This window comes from Erythrobacter sp. GH1-10, assembly GCF_045363165.1.
GTDB lineage: Bacteria > Pseudomonadota > Alphaproteobacteria > Sphingomonadales > Sphingomonadaceae > Erythrobacter.
Genome location: NZ_JBJFLP010000001.1, coordinates 1,881,621 through 1,902,714, shown reverse-complemented (window position 1 = coordinate 1,902,714; position 21,094 = coordinate 1,881,621). Strand labels below are relative to the sequence as shown.

Sequence of the window (21,094 nt, the reverse complement as noted above, 5' to 3'; positions counted from 1 at the left end):
TTCACGCCCAGGAAGTCGAGCTGACGATGAGAAGCTTGGCCCCGGGCAAGGCCTTCATGGCCTATCCAGATGATCCAGGAAGACAAGGTGCACTCCGTCACATGTTGGGAGAATTGGCAGAGGCGCTGATGATCGAAACGGGTAGGGCTTTCATTGTGCGATCAAGGTCCTGCAACGGGAAGCGCGGCGTCTTGATTTGGGCACCTTCGCAGTGAGCAAGGATGTCGGAATATGGATGCCAATCTATGTGGGAGATTATCTGGCTAGCACGCAAAGGCTCTCCACGGTCCAACATGGAGCATATTTCTTGTTGCGACTGGACTATTGGAAGAACGGGCCTCCTCCCGATGACGACGATATCCTGGCTAGAATTACGAGGTTGTCTATTGAGGACTGGCGACAAATCCGACCGACCATTGAGCGATTTTTTGAGGTTGAGAGAGGGCAATGGCTCTCTGAGCAACTTGATAAAGAGCTTAAGGAAGCCCGGGAGAACAGAAAGAAGCGACAGAGCAAGGCGCGCGCAGCCGCCAAAGCGCGGTGGGGGAAGGAATCTGCAAGCAATTCTTCCAGCAATGCTCGACGCACTGCGCCTAATGCTGGAGGGGAACTGCCTCAAGCAAGCCCATCACCATCACCATCACCATCACCTTCAACCTCACACCAACCTTCCACCAAAAACAGCGAGACTGAAGCTAGAATGACTGAGCCGCAGCGTGTCGGAGATCTTGCATCGAAGATCGTCGATAGTCTCGGCAATGCTCAAGATTTCGAAGAGGATCTTTGCGGAAAAAGCACATGATCTTAGGTTTGCTCGAATCCACGACTCCGTCTTATCAGCGCTCCATGAGTCACGGTCATTAGCGAGCCGGTGGAGCAGAGCATGAACTCTCATCGAAAAGCGATTAAACGCAAAGCGGCCATGCACGCGAAGATCGCGAGCGGAAAGACGCAGGGCGAGGAGATTCCTCTGAAGAAAGGACTGACCGAGACGGTGAAGGAGAAGCATGGGCTGACAAATGAGGAAGCAGAGCAGGCGGTGAAGGATTTCGGGGGTTGAATCAGATGCCCTTGCGATTGTCCGAAGAAGACGGCGCTACTTCCTTTGAACGGAGATAGTGCATGAACTTTTACGAACTTGAATTACGACTGGTCGCCGTGTCGGGCGACGCCTCTGCTGTCTGGTCGAGCGAAGGCGTCTGGAAAGACGGCACCGTGGCACTGGCCCGTAAGGCGCTGTTCGAGGGAGTCGGATTGACAGGTGCAGAGGCCAAGAAAGAATTTCCTGATGCCGACCTCGAGGCTGTGCCGGATCTCGACAGTCACCCTCTGGCCAGCGATGCGACGCGCGGGAGCGATCATTCGGTAATGCTCGATCGGATCGAGCGGATGATCGAGGAAGAGGATTTCGGCCAAATCTCAAACAGTGAGAAGGGCTGAATAAAAGGACGCGCTGATCAGAGATCAACGATCTGAGCAGAAAACCCCCGTGGATTTCGAGTGTTATCCAGTAACTTGCAAAGCTCTTCTAACAGGGCAACGACTGGGCAACTCGAGAGCGTTTTTCAGGAATGTGTGATTGGAAGCCTTGCCCTAACGCGCATGTGAAAGGTGGCTTGCATTCCCGTGAAGGCTCACCTCCCAATTAGGGCTGCCTTTTGCTAACCGCCTCGCGCGGATCAGTCCCATCTTCTGACTTAGTGTCGTATATCGCTTGGTAACCTGTTTGATTGTTTTCGAAACTCGCTTGTCCATCGGAGGGTTTGCAACGCTCTTCAGATTTGTTGAGACGTAAGCGTTTTCAGTATAGCCCAGCGTCCGATTGGCATCAGCACTGCTCGGCAAGCTAACGCTTCCGTTTCGGAATGACGAAATTAGCGCCCACGGCTTCGCAGACAGCATGTCGCTCCAAACTTTTGGGTGATCGCCACTATCAGCGCCATGATGGGATAGGTTGAACAGGCTAGCCGGATTTTGTGGTCGTCCTGACGATGCCAAAATCGCGCTCCAGCCGGCCTCAGGTTTGTTTCGTTCCTCGATATCGCCTCCTAGCAATATCGCATCTTCTCCGATCCTGAGGTAAATCACGGCTGATAAGTTATTGCGCTTGCGAGTAATCGCGGTCCTTCGAGTTTCCCCTACTTTCGGCATCTGGCTTGCGAGCCATTCCAAGAAATTTTGATATTCGAAGTCGGATGGCGCGAGGGTCCAAATCTCGCACTTCTGGCCGTGTCCAATCGACGAAGCAGGCCATGTGTGGATCCGTCGATCGGGTTGAGCAGCGATAATATTGGTCCGGCCAGATTTCTCTAGCTCACGGAGCAAGTGGTCTATCTCTCCAACGCCTGACCTCGCCATGCGTGTCAGCGGCTTCTTGTGAGCTTGAACGAATTCGAGAAAGTCTCGTTCGACAAATGCGCGAGACATAACGACTTTCGCTTTCGAGCACGCTTTCGCAAGCTCCGCGATGCCTTTGCAGTGATCTGCATCCCAATGGGTGATGATTAGATGGGAAACCTTGCTTGGACAGACATTAATGTCTGCAAGATATCTCAAAGCCGCGGGTGTTTGTGACTTTGCTTCCACGCAAGAGTCTACGACTATCCAGTGACCCTCGCCAACATGGACCAGCACACACTCTCCGAATCCTGGGCCAATAAGGGTGACCTCGATTTCGTCGTCAGCAGGAGCCTTGTTGTAGCCTTCACTCGATGGAAAAAGAGGCTGCAAGTCGGTCTGCTTCGTGTCTAGCGTTATGAATGTCTTCGCTGAGCCAAGCTGGCAATCTTCGAAAAGTTATGGCGGAAACTCTCTCGATCTGACCGGTTCTGTGGCGCCGATAGCCAATTGACCATTGAAACACTCCGCCGTTCTGTAAGAGGTCTCGATCGTTTAAGCTGACATCCGACATATCGAAGACTGCTTGCGACTCCTGACCCTCTGAATCTGTCAAATCGAAAAGTCTTGCAGTGAACTCCTGTTCCTCCTCGTCAACAAATGTCACGACACCTTCCCACGCCTGTAGAACCTCCAGCCGGTTGGCTAGGTCTAATCTTTCTAGATTTGCGCGTTGAAGTGGTGCGATGGGACTGACTTGGTCGAAAATCCGCACACCGTCATAAGTCTCATTCGCCCTCTCAGGCTCTAGAAGCGTTGATGGATCTTTAGAAGAAGGTGATGGAAGTGGGAGTGCCAGACGACTATCGTCATCGGCTGTATCTTCCAAACCACGGTGTGGCTCGTTCATCGCTGTAGGAACAAAACGGTATGAGGAAGAGACCGCGAGTGTAGGGTACGCATTAGGCATTGTCTGCTAAGTCTTTTACCTGCTGTGCTAACTCATTTGAGCGTTCCATCATCTCATCCCAATGATTGTTGATAATCTCAAGTGCTGCGTCGCCATCGCTGAGCACACCGTCTTTCGACAAATCGAAGTGATTATTGATCTTAAGAATGGCGAGGCGCTCTTTCGAACTTTCTGGGATCTCGAGAATTAATCTGCGATAGGATAGGCCGTCTGTATTTGTCTTCTGGCGATCGAGCGTGATCGAACGTAGCCCACCCATCCGCTCACCCGAATCCGACGTCATAAAGCTTCCCCAATGGTCTTTTGGAGCCAGGATGTCTCCAAACCTATTCCACTTGTCTTCCTCGTCGCCAATCAGGGAAACGTTATAATTGAGACCCACAGCGGAGACCGGAGTGTGTCTCAATAGACTGAAGCACGACGCCGGGAAGTCTTTTGCCCTGATCAGTGGTTCATCGCCAACAAGAAGCATGAACCTCTTATCCTCGACCAAGAGCTTCATCGACCCAATTTTCATGGACACGACATTTGGCGCCATAATCTCTATGCCGCCGTCCTCTAGAGCATTCTGTGCCTCCTCAGGGCCAATTACCTTGTTATCTCTGAGCCACTCGGGCGAAAATATGAGAGGGTTGAATCGTCCCAAAAGGACGGTTGAATAATTCTTGTCGCGGAACTCAGCCACGCATTGCTCTCCCCTTTCAGCACCGGTCAACTGCAACAATCCTGCACCGATATCAAGTATCGCACGAGTTCTGCCTGATTCGGTGCGCAAAAAGCGGTTTAGGAATTGCTGCACACCAGTCGTGCTGGATCGTTAATCAGCAAGAGGGAGTCCACTCCGTTGCCCCCTATGTTGCCCTGAGCGCTTTCGGAAAGGCTATTCGAGGAAATTCTTCTGTAAGCTTTTGAAAAGTGGTGGACGCACTAGGGTTCGAACCTAGGACCCGCTGATTAAGAGTCAGCTGCTCTACCAACTGAGCTATGCGTCCATTCCGATCGAAACATCGGTTTGCCTGGGGTTCGGGGCGTCATCGACAGCGTCCCGAATCAGGTGAGGCGCTGCATATAGCGACCATTTCGCGGATGAAAAGGGGATTATGCGGCCTTGCGCTTTTCGAGCTCTTCACGGATCTCCCTGCCCAGAGAGATCGCGGACTCCAGCGCGTCGTGAACGTCGCGCTCGATGACGATCAGACCGCTTCGTTCGAGTTCGGCGACAGCAGATAGAGCGCGGCGCTGTGGAAGGCCGGTGGCTTGAGGCAATTGCCGCAGGGTTGTGGACGTTCCGCTGCTCGCACGTTCGTGCACGACGATCGCGACGGTCGCTGCATCGCCGGCCAGCGAGACAATGTTGTCTTCGTTTCCGTTCTGTGGCCAGCCCAATTGGCGGCGCAGCCAGTCGGTCATCGCGCGCAAGCGAAACATTCCGGTCCTTCCGAAGGTATGATCTCGTGCCTGGCGACAGTTCCGTAAGGGGGGGAGCCTGCCGCCAGGGCTTTCGCGTCCAACTACCGCTTTGCGGAAAACCGCGAGCATACGACCCGAACGCGGGCGCTCTCTTCGAGCCACCGTCAATGCTTATGGACTTCCCTTACGTAAACGGAAAGTCGCCCAATCGGGTGACGTAGTGTAACGTGCCTCATGTCATGCAGCGTTACTTCGGCAAAATCGAAGCGCTAGAGGATATCGGAGAAGTACTCTGGTACGCGGTCGGCGTGTGCGAAGAATTGGGCGCTGTCCGGCAAAGTTATCATTTCACACCGCTTTTCGAACGACAGAATTCCGAGCGGACAGTCGTTCATGCCCATGGCTTCGATCCCGAGTGGCTTGAGCTCTACGACGAATCGAATTTCCGGAAGAGCGATCCTATTCCCCCGCGCACCATGGCCTACGGCGCGATGCTGAGCTGGGAGCGGGCGATGACGATCGCACCGAACACGTCCGAAAACGAGGCTTTCTTCGCAAGAATGCGTGAATTCGGACTGGTGCACGGTTTCGGTTTGCCGTTGTTCGGGCCGCGCAGCCGCAATGCCTATGCCTCGATCGATTTCGGCAGGCCGGGGAGCGAAGTCGGCGAAAAGAAACTCGGCATCGCACGATCGATTTCGCAGGCCGCGCACCAGCGGGTGTGTGTCTTGCTTGAATCGGCGCGACAGCCGGTCGAGCTTTCGCCGCGCGAGCTCGAGGTGCTTGAATGGCTGGTGCGCGGCAAATCGCTTTCCGTCACGGCCGACATCCTCGGCCTGTCGCAGGATACGGTGAAGACTTACGCCAAGCGTATTTACGCCAAACTTGGAACCAACGATCGCGTGGGTGCCGTGGTCAAAGCGCTCAAGCTCGGCCTGGTTACCGCCTGAAGCCTAGCCCGAAAGCCCGCTGCGGGGCGCCTCGCGGTTCCAGCGATTGACCATCATGAGCGCGCCGATGCAGATCATGTTGGTCATCATCGAGGATCCGCCATGGCTCATGAAGGGCAGCGGGATTCCGACAACGGGTGCCATGCCCATAACCATCATCAGGTTCACCGCGATGTAGAAGAAAATGGTTGCAACCATTCCGGCGGCGAGCAGCGTGGCGAAGCGATCGCGCGAGGCGCGCGCCACATTCCAGCCCCAGCGCAGGATCACGCTGAAGACCGCGATGACGAACAGACCGCCGATCAGGCCCCATTCCTCCGCCATCGTCGCGAACACGAAATCGGTGTGCGGTTCGGGGAGGTATTGCAGGTGGCTCTGCGACCCTTCGTTGAATCCCTTGCCGAAGATCCCGCCCGATCCGATCGCGATCTTGGACTGGGTGATGTGGTAGCCGGCGCCCAGCGGATCGGCCTCGGGATCGAACATCGTCATCACGCGCCGCTGCTGATAGGGCTGGAGCCCGAAGAAAAAGACTACCGGCGCGGCGGCGGCGGCAAGGAAGCCGCCTCCCACGAACCATTTCATCGGCAACCCAGCGAGCAGCATCACGACCCCGCCGCCGAAGGCGATTGCGAGCGACGTCCCGAGATCCGGCTGCAACAGCACGAGCGCCATCGGCAGCGCGATCATGGCTCCCGGCAACACGAGCGCGCGCCAGCTCGTGATCATGCCTGCCGGAAGCGCGGAATAGAAATGCGCGAGCGTCAATACGATTACGGGCTTCATGAGCTCCGAAGGCTGGAGCACCATGAAACCGAGGTCGAGCCAACGCTGGCTTCCCCCGCCGACAAAGCCGATGAGCTCCACTGCAAACAGCATCAGCACGACCGCGATATAGGCGGGATAGGTAAGCAACTTCACCAGCTCGCGCGGCACCGATGCGATGATCGAAGCCATCACCAGAAACACGCCGAAGCGGATCAGGTGCGAGGAGGCGAAGGGCTGCATCGCGCCGCCTGCGGCCGAATACAGCACCGCCGCACCGAAGGCGACCAGCAGGAACAGCGGGATCAGCATGCCCCAGGGCTGGCGTGCAATCGGGGCCGGGACGATCCCCGTCACCGTTCGGCTCCCTCGACCGGAGGAGGCGATCCCGATGCGACCGGGTTGGGCCGAGGGGCGACGAACTCCTCGCCGATTTCCTGGGTGCGGGTGGCTTCGAGCCGGGCTTCCGCCTCGACCCGGTCGAAGATGTCCTCGTCGCGGCGCGGGGGCGGGGTGACGGTCGCCCCGCGTTCGGCGGCGAAGGCGGCATACCGCGCTTCTAGCCGCTGCTGTGCGGTGCCGCCCCATTGCTTCTCGAGTGCCTGAAGCGCTTCGAGCCCTTTCGCCGGATCGAACATGAAGGTCATCACGTCGCGGGCGATGGGATAGGCAGCGCCCGATCCGCCGCCATGCTCGATGACGACGGCGCCGGCGTATTTCGGCTTGTCGATCGGAGCGAAAAACACGAACAGTCCGTGGTCGCGGTATTTCCACGGGCCGCTGCGACCGTCGGAGACGCTGAGCGAGACGACCTGCGCTGTCCCGGTCTTTCCGGCCATCTGGACATCGGGCAGGGGCAGCCGCCCGCGTCCGGCAGTGCCCGGTCCATTCACCACATCGCTCATCGCCTGGCGGATGTAGGCAACCTGGTCAGCGGGAAAATCGACCTGGTCGAAGCCCTTCGGCTTGGCGTTCATGGTCAGGCGCGGTTCGACATGCCGCCCCGTCGCCAGACGCGTGCTCATCACCGCCAGCTGAAGCGGGCTGGTGAGGTAATATCCCTGGCCGATCGAGGCGTTGACTGTATCGAACGGCTGCCATTCGCGCCCGAACTTGTTGAGCTTCCAATCCGAGGTCGGGACGGTGCCATAGAACTGGCTGGTGACCGGCAGCGGGAATTCCTGCCCGAGCCCGAGATTCTTGGCCATCGCGGCGACGTGGTCGAAGCCGACCTGCTGGGCGAAGTGATAGAAATAGCTGTCGCAGGACTGGTAAATCGCCTTGGCCATGTCGACGACGCCGTGATTGCTCCAGCAATTGAAGAAACGGTTGCCGATCCGGCGCCCGCCTCCGCAAACGATCGTCTCGCTGGGGTCGATGCCGGCCTGCATGAAGGACATGCAGTGCATCGGCTTTACGGTCGAACCGGGCGGGTAAAGCCCCTTGAGCACCTTGTTGCGCAGCGGCACCCGCTGGTCCTCGCGCAACATGGCGTATTCGACGCTGCCGATGCCGTCGGAAAAACTGTTCGGATCGAAGCTTGGCATCGAAGCCATGCAAAGCAGGTCGCCGGTTTCGCAATCCATCACGACCACCGACCCGCTTTCGAGGCCGATCCGGCGCGCGGCGTAATCCTGCAGCGGCCCGTCGATCGTCAGCTTGACCGGATCGCCCTGAATGTCCTCGCGCGTTTCGAGATCGCGCACGATCCGGCCCGAAGCGGTGACCTCGACCCGGCGCGCGCCGGGGACGCCGCGCAATTCCTGCTCGAACTGCTTTTCGAGACCGTCTTTGCCGATCTTGTAGCCCGGCGTGATCAGCAGCGGGTTGCGCTCCTGCTCGTATTCCTCGGCATTGGCAGGGCCGACATAGCCGATCAGGTGGCCGACGCTCGACCCGGTCGGGTAGAAGCGCGAAAAGCCGCGCTGCGGGACGACCCCCTGCAAATCGGGCAGTCGCACGCTGAGTGCGGCGAATTGTTCGTAGTCCAGTCCGCTGGCGACTTCGACCGGGGCAAACCCGCGAGAAGACGTCACCTCTGCCTTGATGTCGGCGATGCGGGTGTCTTCCAGCTCCAGCAGGCTGCCGATCTGGTCGATCGTCGCTTCGGCATCGGTCAGCCGTTCGGGTATCACATCGACGCGAAAATCGGCGCGGTTGGAGGCGAGGGGGGCGCCATTGCGATCGAGGATCCACCCACGCCGGGGCGGGATAAGCGAAAGGTTGACGCGATTGCTTTCGGATTCGAGCCGGTACTTTTCGTTCTCGGCAATGGCGATGTAGCCCATGCGCACCGCCAGAAGCACACCGATCCCGCCCTGAATGGTGCCGATCACCACGCTGCGCCGGTCGAAAGTGTTCTTGAGTGTGGAGGCGTTCACCACCGGACCACGGCGTCTCGCTCCCTTCCTTTTCTTGAACAGACCGGCCATCAGCCGACCCTCCGAGCGCGGGCGAGACGAAACAGATCGAGCCACGCGATGATCCGCGCGAACAGCGGATAGAGCAGCACAGCGAGGACGATCTGCGGGATCGCAGCGACGAACATGTGCAAGGTTATCGGAGCGCCGGAAACCACCATGGCCGCCAGGATGTACAGCACCAGCGCTAGACCTGCGGTGAACCAGTCTTGCCAGAAGCCGCGCCACGGAAACCGCGTTTCGATGATCTCGAGCGCGATCATCGTCACCGACCAGAGCAGCACCGCGCTGCCGAACGGTTGACCGCTGAACAGGTCGTCAAACGCGCCGAGCGGCACACCGACCCAGAGCGGCAACAGGCCCGGACGGACAATGCGCCACCCGAGCAGCATCATGTAGCCTAGCGGCGGCAGCATCGGCATGACATCGGCCAGCAGCAGGACGGGAAGCAGCGACCCGAGCATGATGCTGATATAGGGCACGCTGCGCGCGCGCAGCGGGGAGTGGACCCGGTTGATCCCGGTGCCATAGGGGCTCGCGCGTCGGCGCGGGGAAGACGTCAGCCGGTCGTTCAATCGTCGCTCTCGGCTTCTTCCAGCGTGGTTTCCGGGCGGACCCGCGCGGCGTCCACCGCTTCGGGAACGTAGATCGGTTCGACCGAAACGAAATCGGTTGCCGAAGGATCGGCGATCAGGCGGGCAATCCCGCCATCGGGCGTCAGCTCGCTCAGCACTGCGACTGCGACCCCGGGACGGTAATAGCCACCCGCGCCGCTGGTGACGAAGACATCGCCGACTTCGAGCGGGTTGAGGCCGAGGTTGATCAGTCGAATGCGCAGCAGCCCGTCGCCGCGCCCTTCCGCGAAAGCCACCGTTTCATCGCTGGACCGGCGCACCGGGAGAACGCTTTCGGTGTCGGTCAGCAGCAAGATGCGCGACGAGCTCCGCGCAACTTCGAGCACGCGCCCGACCACACCGCGCGGCGAGCGAACCGGCATGCCGACTTCGATCCCGTCGCTGCGGCCGCGGGCGATATAGGCGAACCGGCGGCTGCTCGACGCGCTCGATCCGACCAGCCGCGCAACCGCGACCGGTTCGATCTCGCTTTCGGAAAGCGCGACCAGTGACTTCAGGCGTTCGTTTTCCTGCGCCACCGCTTCGGCTTCTGCGAGGCGGATGCGCGCGAGTTCGACTTCTTCGCGCAGCGCAGCATTCTGCGAACCGGCGTTGAAATATCCGCTGATCGAATCCCACAGGCTGTGCGATCCGCTGCGCACAGCTGCGGTGCCTTCGCCGACCGGAGCCACCGCATCCTGTGCGCCGCCTCGCAAGGGAGCGAACGCCGCGGGCTGCCACAGCGACAGCGCGAGCATGCCGAGACCGAGCAGCGCGCCGAGTCCGGCCAGCAAGTAGCCGGTGAAGACCGAATATTGGGCCTTCTTCGAAAAGCCCGTCCGGCGCGATGACGGCGGCGCCATGTCCGCTATTCCCTTCTTCTAATCGTCCGAGCTCCTTCTCGGTTCGATTGCGATTATGCGCTCATCAGGACGCCGCGATAGATCGGATCCTCCATCGCCCGGCCGGTGCCGATGGCGACGCAGGTAAGCGGATCTTCGGCGATCGAAACCGGCAGGCCTGTTTCCTCGCGAAGGTGCTCGTCGAGGCGGCGGATCAATGCGCCGCCGCCGGTGAGCACAATGCCCTGGTCGACGATGTCTGCCGCGAGCTCGGGCGCGGTGTTCTCGAGAGCGATGCGCACGCCTTCGACGATCGCGCCGATCGGTTCGGACAGTGCCTCGGCGACATGCGCCTGGTTGATGGTGATTTCCTTGGGCACGCCGTTCACGAGGTCGCGGCCCTTCAATGTGATCGTCTCGCCCACGCCGTCCTCGGGCACGACGGCAATGCCGTAGTCCTTCTTGATCCGCTCGGCGGTGCTGTCGCCGATCAGCAGGTTGTGGTGTCGGCGGACATAGGAAACGATGGCTTCGTCCATCTTATCGCCCCCGGTGCGAACCGAGGTGGTGTAGGCAAGACCGCGCAGCGAGAGCACCGCGACTTCGGTGGTGCCGCCTCCGATGTCGACGACCATCGAGCCGACCGGTTCGGTCACCGGCATGTCGGCGCCGATCGCGGCGGCCATCGGTTCGAGGATAAGGTGGACTTCGGAAGCGCCCGCATTCGACGCCGCATCGCGGATCGCGCGCTTTTCGACCGAGGTCGAACCCGAAGGAACGCAGATCACGATTTCCGGATAGCGCAGCAGGTTGCGCTTGCCGTGAACCTTGCGGATGAAGTGCTTGATCATCTCCTCGGCGATTTCGATGTCGGCGATCACGCCGTCGCGCAGCGGACGGATTGCTTCGATCGTGTCCGGCGTCTTGCCCATCATCATCTTCGCGTCGTCGCCGACAGCCTTCACGCGCTTGATCCCGTTGATCGTCTCGATCGCGACCACCGAAGGTTCGTTGAGGACGATGCCCTGATCCTGCACGTAAACGAGAGTGTTCGCGGTCCCGAGATCGATCGCCATATTCTGCGAACCGAACTTGAAGAGATTTGAGAAGAAGCTCATTTTTGCTTTTATTCCGTGGATGTCGGGGCGGGCGCTTTGCAGACCCCCTGCAAAGCTTTTCGACCCCGATATGACATGACCCGATGCGCCTAGCGAATCCGTAGCCAAAACACCAAAATAATTGTTGATCGCCAGCGTTAATATGGGGGGTTACCCTCGAAATTGCGATGCTTGAGCGCTAGCTTGCGACAAATGGCCCAAATTCGCCGCCTTCCAAGCGATCTCGTGAACCGTATTGCCGCCGGAGAGGTGGTCGAACGGCCCGCTTCCGCGCTCAAAGAGCTTGTCGAAAACGCGATCGACGCGGGCGCATCGCGAATCGCGGTCGCGCTGACCGATGGCGGGCTGACCCGTTTCGAAGTGACCGACGATGGTTGCGGGATGAGCCGCGACGACATGGCGCTTGCCCTTGAGCGCCATGCGACTTCGAAATTGCCCGATGACGCCATCGAGATGGTTTCGACATTGGGCTTTCGCGGCGAGGCGCTGCCTTCGATTGCGAGCGTTGCACGGCTGACGATCGAGAGCCGGGTGCGCGGAGCCGAGGATGGTTGGCGCATGGTGCTCGACCATGGCGAACTGGTGGAGGAAGGCCCCGCCGCTCTCCCGCCAGGGACGCGGGTGCGGATCGAGAACCTGTTCGCCAAGATCCCGGCGCGGCGCAAGTTCCTGCGCACGCCGCGCAGCGAATACATCGCCTGCCTCGATATCGTGCGGCGGCTCGCGATGGCGCGGCCCGAAATTGCCTTCACGCTGGAAAACGGCGCGGAGGGCAAGACCCGCAAGGCGCTGGCTACGCAAGCGGACGAGCCGCTGGCGACGCGGGTCTCGCAGATCATCGCGCGCGAGCTGAAGGACAATGCGGTTGCCATCGACCTTGCCCGCGAAACGCCGCACGGGGCGATGCGGCTGACCGGGATCGCGGGCCTGCCGACCTACAATCGCGGGGTCGCCGATCATCAGCACCTGTTCGTCAACGGTCGTCCGGTGAAGGACCGGCTGCTGACCGGCGCGGTGCGCGGTGCGTACTCGGACATGCTGGCGAGGGACCGCCACGCGGTGCTCGCGCTGTTCCTCGACCTGCCGCCGCAGGATGTCGACGTGAACGTGCATCCGGCCAAGACCGAGGTGCGCTTCCGCGATGCCAATGGCGTGCGGGGCTTTATCGTCTCGGGCCTGCGGCAAGCGCTGGCGACCGGGGACCGGCGCAGCGCCAACGGTCCTGACCGCAAGGCGATGGAACGCTGGCAGCAGGAGCCCGCGCGCGAGGAAACCCCTGCGGCATTGCGTTCGATCTTCGAGGGGCGCGACTGGACGGCGCCGCAAGCGCGCGTGTCGGAGCCGCGACCCGAATGGACGCCGCAGCAGCCTCAGGCGCTCCCCACCGGACGCGCCGAGGAAGCCGCACCGATCCCCGAGGAGGCGAAGGAATTCCCGCTCGGCATCGCGCGCGGGCAGGTTGCGAACACCTATATCGTCGCCGAGGCGGCGGACGGGCTGGTGCTGGTCGATCAGCACGCGGCGCACGAACGGCTCGTGCTCGAACGGCTCAAATCGGCAGGGGCCGGGGAGGGCGTAGCGCGCTCGCAGGCGCTGCTGGTGCCCGCTGTGGTCGAGATGGACGAGGCCGATTGCGACCGGCTCGAAGACGCCGCCGAGGGTCTGGCGCGCTTCGGCCTCAGCATCGAGCGCTTCGGCCCCGCCGCGATGCTGGTGCGCGCCGTCCCCGCTGCCATCGCCAAAGCGGATACCGGGAAGCTCCTTCAGGACCTCGCCGACGACATTGCCAAGCACGGAAAGAACGAGGATTCGGGCGCGCTGTTGCTCTCCGAGAAACTCGAATACGTGCTCGCGACGATGGCCTGCCACGGATCGGTCAGGGCGGGGCGCGTGCTGCGCGTCGAGGAGATGAACGCCCTCTTGCGCGAAATGGAAGCAACCCCGCGCTCAGGCCAGTGCAATCACGGCCGTCCGACCTGGGTGAAGCTAAGCATGGAAGACGTCGAGAAGCTGTTCGGGCGGCATTGAGTATCCACGTGCATTAAGGCCCGCTTTCGACCCAATTGCGGGCTCAAGAAGTCTGCATCGCTTAGTCCAACCAGTACGGCCCCCTTTCGCCGGCGTCGGTGCCGAATAGGGGGCCCTATTTCCCAACACGCGGACCATAATGCAACGGGAGCGCGCGGAAGGACGCTGACCCTGAACGAAGGCACCTTTCAATTCTGGAGGAGCATGAATCCAGCTTCGTTGACAATTCAAATCGACGCTCCCTATGCTCTCGAAATGATTGGAGAACATATGAAGAAAGCATTCCCTTGGGCGCTACCTGTCGTTGCCCTCACGGTCCCAGCGACAGCTGCATCTGACCAAACGCCAGCTGCATTTCACTTAGCAGCGCAAGTCGATTCGCGGCCTGTCTACACCCAATGCGATGGCAGTTACGAAAAGATGGTGAAAGGGAATTCAACTGTCGGCAACGTCTCTTTTTTCAGTAATCCATTTCAAAGTAGCGCGACCAAAGCTCAAATCGAAGCAGACTTCTACCAAGAAATTTCTGATAAGTGGTATGGTTACAACTTCGACTGTTGGGTTTGGGAATTTCGCTCCTTGCGAGATGCGCGAACAGAGAGAAATAAGGAAATGCGGAAGCTCAGCAGCGACGGATGGAAGACGGAGATCGTCACCGCCTTTCCTCGACGTTAGGGGGTGAGGTTGCGCCGCATTTCTCAACGCTTATTGCGTTGTGTCGACTTATGCAGTCTTGGGCTTTGATTTCCCATCCTGAATTTAGTTGCGGTGAAGGGGCTTGACCCCGCGCCACGCCAGTCATGGACCCGCTGCTTGCGAAGGTTCTTTTTTCGGTCGCTGGACTGCTTTCGTCCCAATTGCGGACATTCTGTGATTCGCTAGAACAACGGGATGAAACGCCGAATTGTTCTTGTTGCTTCCATTGCTGGAGCATTGGGTCTGTGGGCTGGCTGGGAGCTTCAGACCTTCTTCTCGATAGATGGCTGCCTCGATGCAAGTGGGCGCTGGGATTTTCAACGCGGACTTTGCGAAGGGATTCTCCCCGGTCAAAGATAGCTGTCTGTCATCGACCAGATGGCGGACATCCCGTTCAATCCCAGAGCCGCCCTTCCGTCACTATGCTGCAGTGGTAACAGGCGGAACGCTCCCCATCTTGGTTGTACCACTCGTGTTGCCCGCCAGCATTCTCGCAGTCTGTGCCCTTCGGAGCCAGATTGATCATCCAGAACGGCAGCACTTGACGGAGCCAAGTGCGGCGGCGGTAGGGTTCTCGGGAGAAGAAAGACGAATTACCCATATGGGAAAGTTACATTAAGCAACGTCAGCTTTCCACCCATAAGCAGCCTTTAGACGGGCTCAGATGCCATCCTGAAAACCGACTGGCTGCTTCGCTGACTTAAAGGCCGAAACGGGACATTCCGCTCACGACCCAGTTGCGGGCATCACTGAGTGGCGAGCGTAGCTTCGTCGCAAAAGATGCGAAGCGCGAAGCCATTGATGAAGCTGATGTGCAAGCCCAGCGGCTCTTGCGACCGAGCAGTGTCCTCGTCGAGAAACGAAAGCCAGTCACATCCCTCATCGAAATACGCAATCTCGATGCCCTCATTGTTGAGAGGCGCAGCAATCTCACCAAGGTTATTGAAGGCAACCCTCACTTTCCCAGTGCATGCAAGCGTAACTTTCGACGGCAGCTTGTCAGGGTCGATTGCATATTCATTCCGGATGAAGCCCAACCTCACCTCGTTCCCCTTCAGGTCGGTGCCAAAGCTCTTGAGGTCATATGCGTTGTGGAGATCAATGAACCTGTCGCCCCAACGCACCACCGAAAAACTGTCGAATTGGAAGTTACGCTTCAATGTTATTGCCCTGCTTCGTAAGCGGAAACCATGCCGGACAAAGTTTCCGCTTTCCACCCATGATCGGACATTCTGGGTCGAGCGATTTACAGTCCCAGTTGCACCAGCATCCACACTGCCATGCCCATCATCGCGAGGTTCTCGCTCAGCGAGATAAAGCCCAGCGGCACGTTGCCGCTGCCGCCGACGCAGGCGCATTTGATGTCGCGTTTCTGGATGTAGACCGCGTAGATCACGCTCACCGCCCCGATCGTGCCGATGGTGAAGGCGACCGGGATCGAAATCCACGGCAGGATGCGCCCTGCCATCAGAACCGCAGCCAGCGCCTCCAGATAGGGATACGCGTAGGCATAGGGCACCCAGCGCCGCCCGAGCAGGTCGTAGCCGACGAACATGGTCGAGAATTGCTCGACATCCTGCAGCTTGAGCATGGCCAGCATCGCCATTGAGAACGCGACGAACCATTCGACCGTGCGCACGCCGAGCGTCCCGAAGAACGCAAGAGAAAGCGACACGGCGAGCGCCGCGCCGACCGCGAACACCGCGAGCACCGGGCGATAGCTCTTTCCGCCCGTGTCTTTCGCGTGGCCGAAATGCTTGCGCAGCGCTTCGTAGCCGCCGATCCGCTCGCCATCGATGAAGGTCTGCGGCGTCGTCTCTACGTCGTGCTTGGCTTTGAACGCGTCGGTTTCCTCGCGGGTGGTGAGGTGGTGGTCCTCCACCTCGAAGCCTTCGCGCTCGAGCAGGTATTTCGATTTGATGCCATAGGGACAGACGTGCTTGTCCATCACCATGCGGTGGAGTTGTGCGGTCTTGGTCATGGGGAGCCATATATACCCCATGGGGGTATCCTTCAAGGAGCGCCCCGAAACCCGGTCAGACGTTGAACTTGAACAACATGATATCGCCGTCCTGCACGAGGTATTCCTTGCCCTCCTGCCGCATCTTGCCCGCTTCCTTGGCCCCCGCTTCGCCCCCAAGCGCGACGTAATCGTCGTAGGCGATGGTCTCGGCGCGGATGAAGCCCTTCTCGAAATCCGTGTGGATTTCGCCCGCTGCCTGCGGGGCCTTGGCGCCATCGGGGAAGGTCCAGGCGCGCGACTCTTTCGGACCTGCAGTGAAGAACGTCTTGAGGCCGAGCAGCTTGTATCCGGCGCGAATGACGCGGGCGAGGCCGCTTTCTTCCAGTCCGAGTTCTGCGAGGTATTCGGCGCGGTCTTCGGGCGGCATCGCCACCAGTTCCGCTTCGATCGCGGCCGACACGACCACCGCCTGCGCGCCTTCGGCTGCCGCCTTTTCGAAGACCCTGGCCGACATCTCATTGCCTTCCGCGGCGTCTTCCTCGGCGACGTTGCAGACATAGAGCACCGGCTTGGCGGTGAGCAGCTGCGCCTGCTTGAAGATCCGCGCTTCCTCGTCGTCTTTCGGCTCGGTCAGCCGCGCGGGCTTGCCGTCCTTTAGCAGTTCGAGCGCCTGCCCGAGCACCGACGCCATGATCTTGGCTTCCTTGTCGCCGCCGGTCGCGCGCTTCTGTGCGTTGGGGACACGCTTTTCGAGGCTTTCGAGGTCGGCCAGCATCAGCTCGGTCTCGACCACTTCGGCATCGGCGATCGGATCGACCGTATTGGAGACGTGCTGGATGTCGTCATCTTCGAAGCACCGCAGCACGTGGACGATGGCATCGACCTCGCGGATGTTGCCGAGGAACTGGTTGCCGAGGCCTTCGCCCGCGCTGGCGCCCTTCACGAGCCCTGCAATGTCGACGAAGCTCAGCTGAGTGGCGATCTTCTTCGCGCTCTTCGCGATTGCGGCAATCTTGTCGAGCCGCTCGTCAGGCACCGCGACCTGCCCGACATTGGGCTCGATCGTGCAGAATGGATAGTTTGCGGCCTGTGCGGCCTGCGTCTCGGTGAGTGCATTGAATAGGGTGGACTTGCCGACATTGGGCAGACCCACGATCCCGCAACGGAAACCCATGGTGAAAAATCCTGTTAGCTCATGGCGACGAATATCGGCATGACGATAAGCGCGCTCAGCGCGGAAACGATGATCCAGCGCCGCTTGGCGAAAATGGCGACCAAGATCAATCCCGGTCGCAGACCCCACCCGACCAGATAGGCCGCCGTTCCCACAATGCTATCCTGATCGAGCTGGGGAATTCCGTATCCCTGCGCTAGGCGCAAGGCGAACACGAGCAGAAAGGTGCCGCCGAGCGAATATTTGCGATACTGCATGAACCAATCGTCGAGATCGGCCCCGGCTTCGATCTGGTCGGGAAAGATGAACGACGCTGCGACATAGAATACGCTCGCAGCGAACAGCCCCATCGTGAGATACAGCCGGTTGATCTCGACGCTCTGTTGCGCCGCCCACAGTTGTAACCACGCATCGATCAACAGCGTCAGGAGCACAACCGCCAGGAGTGGTGTGAGAAGGCCGACTGCGACATCGCGATGGCGCCGCAGCGTGACGGACACACCCTGCGCGATCTCGACCAGTGCAAGGCCGAGTGGGATGGCCACTACGATTGCGAAGTAATCGAATTCGCTCACGCGTTGTGCACCGCCTTGATCCATGGGCCATCAGCCGATGCGCCGAGCCAATCGGTCTGCGTTTCGGTTAGTGCTTTGAAAAGGGTGGACTTGCCGACGCTGAGCAGACCCACGATCCCGCAACGGGAACCCATCAATCTATCCTTTCGAGCGGAAGATGTTGCCAGCGGCGGATATCGCGCGGCTCAACATCGAGGGCGATTGGCCGGTCCGATAGGTGTGAATTTCATCTTGCACAACCACAGGCGCACTAAAGTTCCAGTCAGTGTCATCGAACTCGCATTTTTCCCCCGCACCCAACCCTCCGTGAGTGAAGAAAACGCGGCAGGAAACATCGACCTGCAACCGATCCGCTTCGAGATCGCGGAAGGCTATCCTGAGCACCTCAATGCCATAGTGCCGCGAACCGAGATAGATGTTGCCGCCACAGTCAGTGGCGGGCAGGCCGTTGTTGTCAATCACCTTTCCTTCAAGCTCGCCAATCGCAACGAAAGGATGTCGGACCGAAAGGCCCAATGCGACAGCGTCTTCCTTGGCGCGATATCCTTCGTCCGGATCGTCGCCTGGAAGAGGCACTGCGGGAACTTTGAATTCGAGATCGAAGCCTTCGACCGGGCTGTCCTCGAACTCTCGGCACCAAGTCAGCTCTCCTGCCTCGACACCCAGCTTGTCGAAGGGGAAGGCAAAATAATCGAGGCCGTTCAGCTTGGCCATCAGACGTTATGCACGTCCTTGATCCACGGACCGAAGGGACTCTCGCCGAGCCATCCGACCTGTACCTGTGCGCAGAGCTCGTTGATCGGGATTTGCGGCTTGGCGCCCGGATGCACCGGGCGGCGCAACGGACGAGTGCCTGCGGGCATGGCGATGATCTCGGCCATGGCGCGCGGAACATCCATCGGATCGGTCGAGCCGCCGCCGGTGCGCTGACCGAGCCGGCTGACGAGCTCCGGATAGCCCGACGTGTGGGTGCCATCCGAGCGCGCGAGCAGAGCCATGCTGTTCTCGTTCGAGTTCTTCCAGATCATTGTCGGATAGCCGCCCGGCTCGATCACGGTCACGTCGACGCCGTGCGGGACGAGCTCATAGGCGAGCCCCTCGCTCAAGGCCTCAAGCGCGAATTTGGTCGGCGAATAGACGCCATAGGAGGGCGCGATGACCCGGCCGAGCTGCGAGGAGACGTTGATGATGAGCCCGGATTTCTTCGCGCGCATCGCAGGCAATACCGCGCGGATCATGCGCTGCGGGCCGAACACGTTGGTGTCGAATGTCAGCTGGGTCGCTTCCAGATCCTGGATTTCGATCGGGCCTCCGAACGATATTCCGGCATTGTTGACGAGCACATCCAGGGCGCCGCCAGACTTTTCGTGAGCGTAGGCCACTGCATCGTCGATTTCGTTCTGCTCGAGCACGTCGAGGCGCAGGATGTGAATATCCAGCCCGTTTTCATCGGCCACGGCCTGCAATTCATCGGCCTCGGGGCGCGGCGTGTTGCGCATCGTCGCGAACACCTTTGCCCCCAGTTTGGCGAAATGCTCTGCCGCGAGCCGCCCGAATCCGGTCGAACAGCCGGTAATCAGGATGCTCTTGCCTTTAAGGTCCGGGGCAGCTTCGACCATGTCCTGAGCAGCGATGCGCGAAGTCGCGGCGAGCGCGCCGGTTGCGGCGGCTCCGGCAAGAAGGGTGCGGCGGTTGATGTTGGCCATGTCTCAGTTTCCCAGTGTTGTCGTGATGACTGTATCTGCCACCAAAGAAGCGCGCCAGCGCGATTTCGAACGGGCCATCGATGCTCAAGCCTCGACGTTTTGAAGTTGCCGGGCGAGCTCGCCCATGTCCGCATCCGGCCCGATCAAGCGCCACTGTCCGGGCGTTCGGCTATCGACGAGAACCACGCCGTTCTTGGGGCAGATTTCCAGGCAGGAAACCTCGACAATGCCGAGCGATGCCTTGCGGCCTTTCTTCGTACCCAGTTCGGCCTTCAGCGCTTTGGGCAATGTCTTGCCTGCTTTTCCGAAGGTGATGCCGCGCTTCTTCGCTTTCCGGCTGCACTTCTTGCAGACGAGGATGGCGTGCGACCAGTTTGATTTGATGTGTGTTTTCATTTCATCGGCCAAACGCACGGGAGACTTGAAAGTTGCGTGATGAGTTCGCGGATCAGTCCTGCATCCTCAGCGCAACATCGCTCATGAAGCGCGGATCGTCGCCTTGCGCGAGCCATTCGGCCTCTGCTCCGATCGCGCCGAGCATCTGGACGAGATCGTCCTGTTCGCTCTTGGCGTAATTGCCGAGAACGTGACCGTGAACGCGCTCTTTGTGTCCCGGGTGACCGATGCCGATGCGCACGCGGCGAAAGTCGGGTCCGCAATGCCGGTCGATCGATTTCAGTCCGTTATGGCCGGCCGTACCGCCACCCTGTTTCACCTTGATCTTGAACGGTGCCAGGTCGAGTTCGTCGTGAAAGACGGTGAGCGCATCGGTGCCGAGCTTGTAGAAGCGCAGGGCTTCGCCGACGCTTCGGCCGCTTTCGTTCATGAAAGTCGCCGGTTTCAGCAGCAGCACCTTCTCGCTGCCGATCCGGCCTTCCTGCACCCAGCCCTGGAATTTCTTCTGCACCGGGCCGAAGCCGTGCATTTCGCCGATGACGTCGACCGCCATGAAGCCGACATTGTGCCGGTGCATCGCATGACGCGGTCCCGGATTTCCAAGGCCTACCCAGATCTGCATGGCTGCGCGTCTAGCGAATGCGTTCGAATTGGCAAATGGCTTCGCGCGACAGCGCGTGGTATGCTGCGACCATGACGGAGCCGGCATATACGGAATTGGTCGACCGCGCGAAGCGGGCATTGAAAGACGCGGATCACTTCGAAGCGGCCTCCTTGTTCCATAGCGCGGCGGTGGCAGCACAGCAGGCGGGGTTGGCCAACGAACGCGCCTACGCGCTGCGACACTGCGCGATTGCCGAGATCGAAAACGCAAACTTCGAAAAGGCCCTCGGCGATGCGAGCGAGGCGCTTGGCATTTATGAAGCGAGTGGCGGAGGCGGATCGCTCAACGCGGCGAACACGCTCCGGCTCGTCGCGCTCGCGCAGGAAGGCGTGGGAGAGGGCGATCGCTCCGTCGAGAACTGGCAGCAGGCGCGGCAGATCTACGAGAAGCATGGCATCGATGAAGGCGTGCAGGAATGCGACGCCCATCTGGACTGATCCATCGCGTTCCGATTAGCGATATGCAG

Annotated in this window: 24 protein-coding genes, 1 tRNA gene and 1 pseudogene; 7 read left to right on the top strand and 19 right to left on the bottom strand. The window is 59.9% G+C overall.

Going from position 1 to position 21,094, the window contains the following annotated elements:
- The first annotated feature begins 211 nt into the window (after positions 1-211).
- The 3 genes from ACI5KX_RS09405 to ACI5KX_RS09395 all read left to right on the top strand — a co-directional run bounded on the left by ACI5KX_RS09405 (position 212) and on the right by ACI5KX_RS09395 (position 1,440).
- On the top strand, positions 212-802 hold the full coding sequence (locus tag ACI5KX_RS09405; protein ID WP_406810406.1) for a YdaU family protein: 591 nt from the start codon (positions 212-214) through the stop codon (positions 800-802).
- A gap of 120 nt (positions 803-922) precedes the next feature.
- On the top strand, positions 923-1,060 hold the full coding sequence (locus ACI5KX_RS09400; protein ID WP_406810405.1) for a hypothetical protein: 138 nt from the start codon (positions 923-925) through the stop codon (positions 1,058-1,060).
- 62 nt (positions 1,061-1,122) lie between these two features.
- Positions 1,123-1,440 (top strand): hypothetical protein, encoded by a 318-nt coding sequence (locus ACI5KX_RS09395; protein WP_406810404.1) that lies wholly within the window; start codon positions 1,123-1,125, stop codon positions 1,438-1,440.
- Between the two features lie 153 nt (positions 1,441-1,593).
- Here ACI5KX_RS09395 and ACI5KX_RS09390 read toward each other — a convergent pair whose 3' ends face one another.
- The 5 genes from ACI5KX_RS09390 to ACI5KX_RS09370 form a co-directional block, all read right to left on the bottom strand.
- On the bottom strand, positions 1,594-2,730 hold the full coding sequence (locus ACI5KX_RS09390) for an MBL fold metallo-hydrolase (RefSeq protein WP_406810403.1): 1,137 nt from the start codon (positions 2,728-2,730) through the stop codon (positions 1,594-1,596).
- Positions 2,705-3,247 carry a hypothetical protein gene (locus ACI5KX_RS09385; RefSeq protein WP_406810402.1) on the bottom strand — a complete coding sequence of 181 codons (543 nt, stop codon included), beginning with the start codon at positions 3,245-3,247 and terminating at the stop codon, positions 2,705-2,707. The genes ACI5KX_RS09390 and ACI5KX_RS09385 overlap by 26 nt, the downstream gene beginning before the upstream one ends.
- A gap of 52 nt (positions 3,248-3,299) precedes the next feature.
- Positions 3,300-4,106, bottom strand: coding sequence for a hypothetical protein (locus ACI5KX_RS09380; protein WP_406810401.1), 807 nt, complete (start codon positions 4,104-4,106; stop codon positions 3,300-3,302).
- Between the two features lie 117 nt (positions 4,107-4,223).
- Positions 4,224-4,299 (bottom strand) — tRNA-Lys (locus ACI5KX_RS09375).
- Positions 4,300-4,405: 106 nt separating this feature from the next.
- Positions 4,406-4,717 (bottom strand): hypothetical protein, encoded by a 312-nt coding sequence (locus tag ACI5KX_RS09370; RefSeq protein WP_406810400.1) that lies wholly within the window; start codon positions 4,715-4,717, stop codon positions 4,406-4,408.
- A 239-nt stretch (positions 4,718-4,956) separates the two neighbouring features.
- Between ACI5KX_RS09370 and ACI5KX_RS09365 the strand changes: the two genes are divergently transcribed.
- Positions 4,957-5,667 (top strand): autoinducer binding domain-containing protein, encoded by a 711-nt coding sequence (locus tag ACI5KX_RS09365; protein WP_406810399.1) that lies wholly within the window; start codon positions 4,957-4,959, stop codon positions 5,665-5,667.
- Positions 5,668-5,670: 3 nt separating this feature from the next.
- Here the strand turns inward: ACI5KX_RS09365 and rodA are convergent, their stop codons facing one another.
- The 5 genes from rodA to ACI5KX_RS09340 are packed head-to-tail and all read right to left on the bottom strand — an operon-like array spanning position 5,671 to position 11,426.
- Positions 5,671-6,744, bottom strand: coding sequence for a rod shape-determining protein RodA (gene rodA / locus ACI5KX_RS09360; protein ID WP_406811353.1), 1,074 nt, complete (start codon positions 6,742-6,744; stop codon positions 5,671-5,673).
- A gap of 41 nt (positions 6,745-6,785) precedes the next feature.
- Positions 6,786-8,864, bottom strand: coding sequence for a penicillin-binding protein 2 (mrdA, locus tag ACI5KX_RS09355; RefSeq protein ID WP_406810398.1), 2,079 nt, complete (start codon positions 8,862-8,864; stop codon positions 6,786-6,788).
- The gene (locus ACI5KX_RS09350) at positions 8,864-9,427 is read right to left on the bottom strand and encodes a rod shape-determining protein MreD (protein ID WP_406810397.1); all 564 of its coding nucleotides are present in this window, start codon (positions 9,425-9,427) and stop codon (positions 8,864-8,866) included. The genes mrdA and ACI5KX_RS09350 overlap by 1 nt, the downstream gene beginning before the upstream one ends.
- A complete protein-coding gene (gene mreC, locus ACI5KX_RS09345) occupies positions 9,424-10,329 on the bottom strand; it encodes a rod shape-determining protein MreC (RefSeq protein WP_406810396.1) in 906 nt (301 codons plus the stop codon). Before mreC ends, ACI5KX_RS09350 begins: the two co-directional genes overlap by 4 nt.
- Before the next feature lie 53 nt (positions 10,330-10,382).
- Positions 10,383-11,426: a rod shape-determining protein gene (locus ACI5KX_RS09340; protein WP_406810395.1), complete on the bottom strand. Its 1,044-nt coding sequence runs from the start codon at positions 11,424-11,426 to the stop codon at positions 10,383-10,385.
- 192 nt (positions 11,427-11,618) lie between these two features.
- On the opposite strand from ACI5KX_RS09340, the gene mutL reads away from it, so the two are divergent.
- Together mutL and ACI5KX_RS09330 are read left to right on the top strand one after the other, a co-directional pair.
- Positions 11,619-13,454 (top strand): DNA mismatch repair endonuclease MutL, encoded by a 1,836-nt coding sequence (gene mutL / locus ACI5KX_RS09335; protein ID WP_406810394.1) that lies wholly within the window; start codon positions 11,619-11,621, stop codon positions 13,452-13,454.
- A gap of 255 nt (positions 13,455-13,709) precedes the next feature.
- On the top strand, positions 13,710-14,129 hold the full coding sequence (locus ACI5KX_RS09330; protein ID WP_406810393.1) for a hypothetical protein: 420 nt from the start codon (positions 13,710-13,712) through the stop codon (positions 14,127-14,129).
- Positions 14,130-14,896: 767 nt separating this feature from the next.
- On the opposite strand, the gene ACI5KX_RS09325 is transcribed toward ACI5KX_RS09330, so the two are convergent.
- The 9 genes and pseudogenes from ACI5KX_RS09325 to pth all read right to left on the bottom strand — a co-directional run bounded on the left by ACI5KX_RS09325 (position 14,897) and on the right by pth (position 20,586).
- The gene (locus ACI5KX_RS09325; protein ID WP_406810392.1) at positions 14,897-15,310 is read right to left on the bottom strand and encodes a hypothetical protein; all 414 of its coding nucleotides are present in this window, start codon (positions 15,308-15,310) and stop codon (positions 14,897-14,899) included.
- Positions 15,311-15,396: 86 nt separating this feature from the next.
- A complete protein-coding gene (locus ACI5KX_RS09320) occupies positions 15,397-16,131 on the bottom strand; it encodes a MauE/DoxX family redox-associated membrane protein (RefSeq protein ID WP_406810391.1) in 735 nt (244 codons plus the stop codon).
- A 55-nt stretch (positions 16,132-16,186) separates the two neighbouring features.
- A complete protein-coding gene (gene ychF / locus ACI5KX_RS09315; protein WP_406810390.1) occupies positions 16,187-17,287 on the bottom strand; it encodes a redox-regulated ATPase YchF in 1,101 nt (366 codons plus the stop codon).
- A 14-nt stretch (positions 17,288-17,301) separates the two neighbouring features.
- Complete coding sequence (locus ACI5KX_RS09310) at positions 17,302-17,862, bottom strand: hypothetical protein (protein ID WP_406810389.1); 561 nt, start codon at positions 17,860-17,862, stop codon at positions 17,302-17,304.
- Positions 17,863-17,918: 56 nt separating this feature from the next.
- A pseudogene (locus ACI5KX_RS09305) lies at positions 17,919-17,996 on the bottom strand (GTPase); the annotation flags it as partial.
- 4 nt (positions 17,997-18,000) lie between these two features.
- Complete coding sequence (locus ACI5KX_RS09300) at positions 18,001-18,576, bottom strand: hypothetical protein (RefSeq protein WP_406810388.1); 576 nt, start codon at positions 18,574-18,576, stop codon at positions 18,001-18,003.
- Complete coding sequence (locus ACI5KX_RS09295) at positions 18,576-19,568, bottom strand: SDR family oxidoreductase (protein ID WP_406810387.1); 993 nt, start codon at positions 19,566-19,568, stop codon at positions 18,576-18,578. Before ACI5KX_RS09295 ends, ACI5KX_RS09300 begins: the two co-directional genes overlap by 1 nt.
- 84 nt (positions 19,569-19,652) lie before the next feature.
- Positions 19,653-19,976, bottom strand: a complete 324-nt coding sequence (locus tag ACI5KX_RS09290) for a (2Fe-2S) ferredoxin domain-containing protein (protein ID WP_406810386.1) — start codon at positions 19,974-19,976, stop codon at positions 19,653-19,655.
- A gap of 40 nt (positions 19,977-20,016) precedes the next feature.
- Complete coding sequence (pth, locus tag ACI5KX_RS09285) at positions 20,017-20,586, bottom strand: aminoacyl-tRNA hydrolase (protein ID WP_406810385.1); 570 nt, start codon at positions 20,584-20,586, stop codon at positions 20,017-20,019.
- Between the two features lie 35 nt (positions 20,587-20,621).
- Between pth and ACI5KX_RS09280 the strand changes: the two genes are divergently transcribed.
- Entirely contained in the window at positions 20,622-21,065 is a 444-nt protein-coding gene (locus ACI5KX_RS09280; protein WP_406810384.1) for a hypothetical protein, read from the top strand.
- Positions 21,066-21,094: the final 29 nt, after the last annotated feature.